Below are 5,064 nucleotides of genomic sequence, written 5' to 3' on the forward strand. Positions count from 1 at the left end.
CGAACATCACGCCGCTGATGGCGGCCTGATCCAGCATCTTGCGCACGGCGGCGTTCAGGGCGGCCTGCGGATCGCGCATGACGCGCGGCACGCCCTCGCCAAAGATGCTGCTTTCGTCCTTCTCGTAGTACCAAAGATAGTATGGCAGGCGGACGCCGCGCAGCGGGCTGACCACGGCCTTGATGATGGTGGATTCGCCAAGCATCCAGACGTTGGACATGTACTCCCGCCCCTGCACATGCTGGCGGAGCGCGTCGGCCTCCTCCTGCGCGGTGACCTTCGCCTTTTGCGCCGCCAACCGGAGCACCACGCCCTGCCGCTCCGACTCGGGCAGAAGTCTGTCCACAGAAACGCCCGCGTCCAGCAGGTCCGCCCCGGAGAGGAAGCCCCAGCGCTCGCGCACGCGGTAGCGGTGCGTCAGGTCGCGCGGCACTTCGGCGTGTTGGTCCAGCCCGCGCAGGTCGCGCTCGAAGGGCTCCAGCGTGGCGTCGCCCTCGGGGGATTGGCGCAAATAGTCGCGGATGACCGCGCCAGTGAACGAGGTGCGTTGGGCTAGGGCTTCCATGTCCGCCTTGAGGAGCAGGCTCGTTTCCCAGACGAACCGGGCGTCCTTGATGTTCACGCAGTCCATGTCCGGGTAGAAATTCCAGATCAGGACGTCCGTGAAATACGGCAGCAGCTCGCCGGTCTCGACCTCGCTCAGGTCCCACGCCTGCAGGATATCCAGCGCGCCGCCCTCGCCCGCGCCATCCAGAAACACCCAGCGCATCTCGCTACGGCGCTCCACCAGCGGGCCCTTGAGGATGCCAAGGCCGTAGATAAGCCCGCTCTTGAGGACGCTGCGGTTGACGCTGCGGTACCCACGGCGGCTTGGCCCCTCCGCCAGCTGGTCCTTCATCTCAAGCGTCATGGCTGCGGCGGCCTGTTCGGCGATTTTGGGCGCGATGGCTTCAAGGTCCGCGTCGGCGGGGACGTCCTGATGGGCGACCTCGGCGAGGTAGCGCCGCACCCACGCGGGGTGGGGCTTTGGCGTTGGCGCAATGGCCCAATTGGCCTCGCCCGTGCTCGGGAACAGCAGGTCCAGCAGGCGGGCAAGGATGACGTCGCACTTGATTTTAGTCAGGCGCATGAAGGCGCGGGAGCGCTTGGCGCCAAGGCGCGCCTCAATATCCGGGTCATAGCGGCCCTTGTACTGGCGCGCGTCCTCCAGCCACACGGATTCCATGTGCTGTTGGCGGCGGTCGCGGACGTCGGCAAACTCCGTCCACAGCGTACCCGCAAGGCGGCTGAGCGGCGTGCTACTGGTCACGGTGCACCTCCGAAACCGCTGCGGGCTGGGCAAAAGCGTCCTGCACCTGCGTATGCACATAGGCGCCCACCGCCACCTGCAGCAGAAACAGCGCGACAATGGCCCCGCCAAGCCACAAATTCACCTGATTCGACATTCGAGACATATGCCGATTGAGCTGCAGCAGGCACTCGTCCACATGCTGGCGCTCAGCGTGGAAACGCGCGTCCGTGCGGTTGCGCTCCTCTTCGATGCGCTCGTGCAGACGCCGGACATTGGCGCTGGCGCTGCGGTCAGCTTCGGCGAGGGCGTCCTTGATCTCGGCAAAGCCCGCGCGGACGAGGTCTTTCAGTTCGTCCTGTCCGCGTTCGAGGGCTTTGACCGTGGCGTCGTGCGCTGCGCAGGTTCCGTCCACCATGCCCTACTCCGCTCCAACCGCCGCGATCGCGAGGCGTTGCTTCGCCAGATGGATGCGCACAAGGGCGCGGTCACAGGCGCTGATTGGGAGCGGGGATTCCAGCTGGGGTAGGATATCCGCCACAAGGAAGACCTGTGTCCCGGCGCGGGCGTTCGCGTCAGCAACGCGCTCCATCACAAAGCTGGCCAGCTCGCTGTAACTCCCGGCCTGCGCCAGAAAAGCCTCGATGGTGTCGATGACGGCCAGCGCCTCACGTGCGGTGTAGAACTCCGCCTTCACTGCGGCGGCGTTCGCCACAATAAGCAGGCCCGACGCGGCGCGCGGATCCGGCATCTTCTCTAAAATCAGCGAGGGCTGGCCGTCGCACGGCGCAGGCGGCGTGTAGGCAGGAGCGGTCTGCGTGGCGCAGGCCGCAAGGAGCATGGCGCACAGCGGCAGCGGAAGCAGCAGCATCTTAAGCTTGCGGCCCGTGGCAGCGCCCAGTGCGGCCTTGGCGCCTGTGACCAGCAGGTCGTCCCACTTGCAGGGCGTTGCGGCCACCACCTTGTCCAGCACCAGCGTCCCCAGCGCGATAATCTCCCAATTGGCCTTCAAAAACCCAAGAATCACGGCAAGCGTCCCCATACGATCCTCCGGGGCTACATATTCAGGCTCCGCAGCATCTCGGCAATGCCAAGCCACGGCGCCACATGCTCGTACCTATCGAAGCTGCACAGGTACTGCCCCCACGCATCGCGCACCCAATAGAGCCGGCGCCCGTTGTCGCGGGGACGAAGATCGATATGCCAAAACGGCCGCATGCGCTTACGCCCGCGCCGGGTGCAGAAGCCAAAGGGATAAAACCCAATGGCCCCAACGCCCTCGCGCGCGGCGATATGCGCAAACTGCCGCTCAAAACTCAGGGGGCGACCGCCCGGTGCATCCCCAAAGCGGAAGTCCACAGCAAGGGCCCTCTCGCGGCCCGGTATGTCTGGGAAAACGTAATGGTAGGATTTCGGGGAATGCCCCTCAGTGGCGTAGGAGCACATGACGATAAACGGCGCGCCGGAAGCCTCGCGGATGGCATTGGCCTCATAGATCAAGGCCGGAGCCACCACCTCCACCCGAGGCCCCCACTCTCCGGGCACAAAATGCGGAGCCAAACTCCAGTCCACCGCATCACCATGCACCATCCCAAAACCCCGCTCCCGCAGCCCACCTTGCCAGCCAAACGCCAACAAAAAAGCCGGGCTGATTTTTCAACTCGGCTATAACACGGGGTTTTGGGATGGGACGTGCCAGGGAGGTACCAGGGATGCACCAGGGCGGTGCCAGGGAGGGGGTTGACAGGGTAGAGCAAGGCGCCTTAAATTTGCTTCAAAAGGCGCCTCGCGGGATTGGTCCGCGCGGCTTTTCACTGCAAAGTGTCTTCTTCTGTCAACGCAGCACGTTCTGGAAATCCATACCTTCCTATTTATCGCGCTCAGCAGAAAGAATACTTTTGCGCAACCGTTCTGCATTCTTTGGACTATCGAGAAGATAGGCAGTTTCGATGATGCTGGTATAGTCTTCCTGAGACATCAAAACCACAGATCGCCCGTTTGGCCGCGTAATGATTACCGGCTCATGCGTGTCGCACACCAAATCCATCGTCGATGACAAATTCTTTTTCGCTTCAGAGTATGTGACGACTTTGGGCACTTTACCCTCCTTTGCATTCATTCTGCTCAAAATACAAAAACGACGAAAGAGTAAACAACCGGCCTCTCTCGCCCCCCATTCACCGACTTGCTACCTCACCACACCAAATCATACGCCACACTCCGCCCCTTTTTGGCGCGCTGTGAGAGGATGCCCTTTTCCACCAGGTCCGTGATTTCGCGGTAGGCTGTGGCGCGGGAGGCTTTGGTCATGCCGCTGTATTTGCGGTTTGTCAGGCCCCCTTCAAAGCCGCCCCCGAGGTGCTCCGGCCCTGCGTCGAGGAGTCTGTTGACGACTTTGCGTTGGCGGTCCGTCAGCGGGGTTGCGGCGTGCTTGCGCCAAAACTCTGCCTTGAGAAGCACGCGGGCCATGGTTTGGCCTGCGGTTGTGACTGAAAGGCGGACCTGCTCAAGGAACCACAGCAGCCACTCGGTCACGTCGCCGTCGCCCTTTTGCGTCTGCTCCAGAACGTCGTAGTACTCGTTGCGGCGGCTCATGATCTGCGCGGACAGGCTGTAATAGCGCACTGAACGCCTTTCATCCTGCGCCAAAGCCAAATCCGTGAGCGTTCGGGCGATGCGGCCGTTGCCATCGTCGAAGGGGTGGATGGTCACAAAACGCAGGTGCGCCAGCCCGGCCCGAAGCACTCCGTCCAGCCCCTGACGGCTCTGCTCCCACCAGGACACAAAGGACGCCATCTCGTGCTCCAATGCATCAGGACGCGGGGCCACATAGTGGACCTTGGGCCGGTTGATTGGCCCGGACACCACCTCCATGTGCTCGTCGCGCCATGCTCCAACTACAATGCGCTTCAGGCCGGATTGCCCGGTCGGGAATAAGGCGGCGTGCCACGAGCAGATGCGCTCCAGCGTGAGCGGTTGTTCATAGTTTCGGGTGGCGTCGAGCAGCACTTCCACCAAGCCATCCGTGGCGCGGCTGGCCGGGCGTAAACCGCCCTGCTCAAGGCCCAGATGCCTTGCCACAGACGAACGCACCATCTCGCGGTCGAGCTTTTCGCCCTCAATCGCCGCGGTTTGGATTGCGTCCTCTTCCAGTGTTTCAGCCTGCGCCGCAAGATCGTCCTCAAAGCCGGAGCTCTCCAGCTGCGCCTGCAGCCGGCCTTGCTCCCGCCGGCACTCGGCAAGAGGCTCAAGCAGCTTCGATGAATCCCATGTAAAATCAGGCCAGTTCGCCTGTTCCCAGATATATTGAGGCATTTACGGCTCCTAATCGCTTCACTATTTGAAGCGATTATTACGCAGAAACGCTTCATGCGCAAGCCCGCGCTCACGACAAGCGGCAGGAATCATCTCGCTTTGGGCTCGGACCAAAGGCTTCGGCGTACCACTCCGTCAAATCCCCGGACCACGCGCGGTACACGCCCTGCGTGTCAGGATAGGCCGGGCAATCCAGCTCTTTGATCCACTTCATGAGTTTCTTTTCGCCGATGCCGAAGAACTGCATGAGTTCGCGCTTGCCGCTGAGCATTCTGGACTGCTGCATCAGTACCCTCCAACACTATCCGCCGGGCCTGCTGCCTCGCGGCGCCGGCGGGTTGGGTTTGGGGTGATGAATTCGAGGGCGGCCAAAGCGCAGAAGAAGGCGGCCGCTGGCGGGTGGTCGTCGAAGGCGACGCCAGTAAGGTCCGGCGGGAAGGTGGCGAGGTCGCCGGGGATGA

The 5,064-nt window shown here is 62.7% G+C and carries 6 protein-coding genes and 1 pseudogene; all 7 read right to left on the minus strand.

The genetic code is table 11. The features are described from left to right. Window positions 1-1,309: pseudogene (locus ACY69P_RS14095) on the minus strand (hypothetical protein); the annotation flags it as partial. Beyond that, on the minus strand, window positions 1,299-1,706 hold the full coding sequence (locus ACY69P_RS14100) for a hypothetical protein (RefSeq protein ID WP_459902082.1): 408 nt from the start codon (window positions 1,704-1,706) through the stop codon (window positions 1,299-1,301). The gene ACY69P_RS14100 and the pseudogene ACY69P_RS14095, both read right to left, overlap by 11 nt. A 3-nt stretch (window positions 1,707-1,709) precedes the next feature. Beyond that, window positions 1,710-2,330, minus strand: a complete 621-nt coding sequence (locus ACY69P_RS14105) for a hypothetical protein (protein WP_462327929.1) — start codon at window positions 2,328-2,330, stop codon at window positions 1,710-1,712. A 14-nt stretch (window positions 2,331-2,344) separates the two neighbouring features. Beyond that, window positions 2,345-2,878, minus strand: coding sequence for a hypothetical protein (locus ACY69P_RS14110; RefSeq protein ID WP_462327930.1), 534 nt, complete (start codon window positions 2,876-2,878; stop codon window positions 2,345-2,347). A 277-nt stretch (window positions 2,879-3,155) separates the two neighbouring features. Continuing rightward, entirely contained in the window at window positions 3,156-3,386 is a 231-nt protein-coding gene (locus ACY69P_RS14115) for a type II toxin-antitoxin system Phd/YefM family antitoxin (protein WP_462327931.1), read from the minus strand. A 95-nt stretch (window positions 3,387-3,481) separates the two neighbouring features. Beyond that, window positions 3,482-4,603: a Fic family protein gene (locus ACY69P_RS14120; RefSeq protein ID WP_462327932.1), complete on the minus strand. Its 1,122-nt coding sequence runs from the start codon at window positions 4,601-4,603 to the stop codon at window positions 3,482-3,484. A 70-nt stretch (window positions 4,604-4,673) separates the two neighbouring features. Further along, window positions 4,674-4,889, minus strand: coding sequence for a hypothetical protein (locus ACY69P_RS14125; protein ID WP_462327933.1), 216 nt, complete (start codon window positions 4,887-4,889; stop codon window positions 4,674-4,676). Between the last annotated feature and the right edge of the window lie 175 nt (window positions 4,890-5,064).

It is taken from the genome of Desulfobaculum sp., assembly GCF_054921475.1.

What these genes read in the sequence shown, in the direction of transcription:
- ACY69P_RS14120 (WP_462327932.1), bottom strand. Translation starts at nt 4,603, where the DNA reads ATGCCTCAATATATCTGGGAACAGGCGAACTGGCCTGATTTTACATGG.
- ACY69P_RS14110 (WP_462327930.1), bottom strand. Translation starts at nt 2,878, where the DNA reads ATGGTGCATGGTGATGCGGTGGACTGGAGTTTGGCTCCGCATTTTGTG.
- ACY69P_RS14100 (WP_459902082.1), bottom strand. Translation starts at nt 1,706, where the DNA reads ATGGTGGACGGAACCTGCGCAGCGCACGACGCCACGGTCAAAGCCCTC.
- ACY69P_RS14105 (WP_462327929.1), bottom strand. Translation starts at nt 2,330, where the DNA reads ATGGGGACGCTTGCCGTGATTCTTGGGTTTTTGAAGGCCAATTGGGAG.
- ACY69P_RS14125 (WP_462327933.1), bottom strand. Translation starts at nt 4,889, where the DNA reads ATGCAGCAGTCCAGAATGCTCAGCGGCAAGCGCGAACTCATGCAGTTC.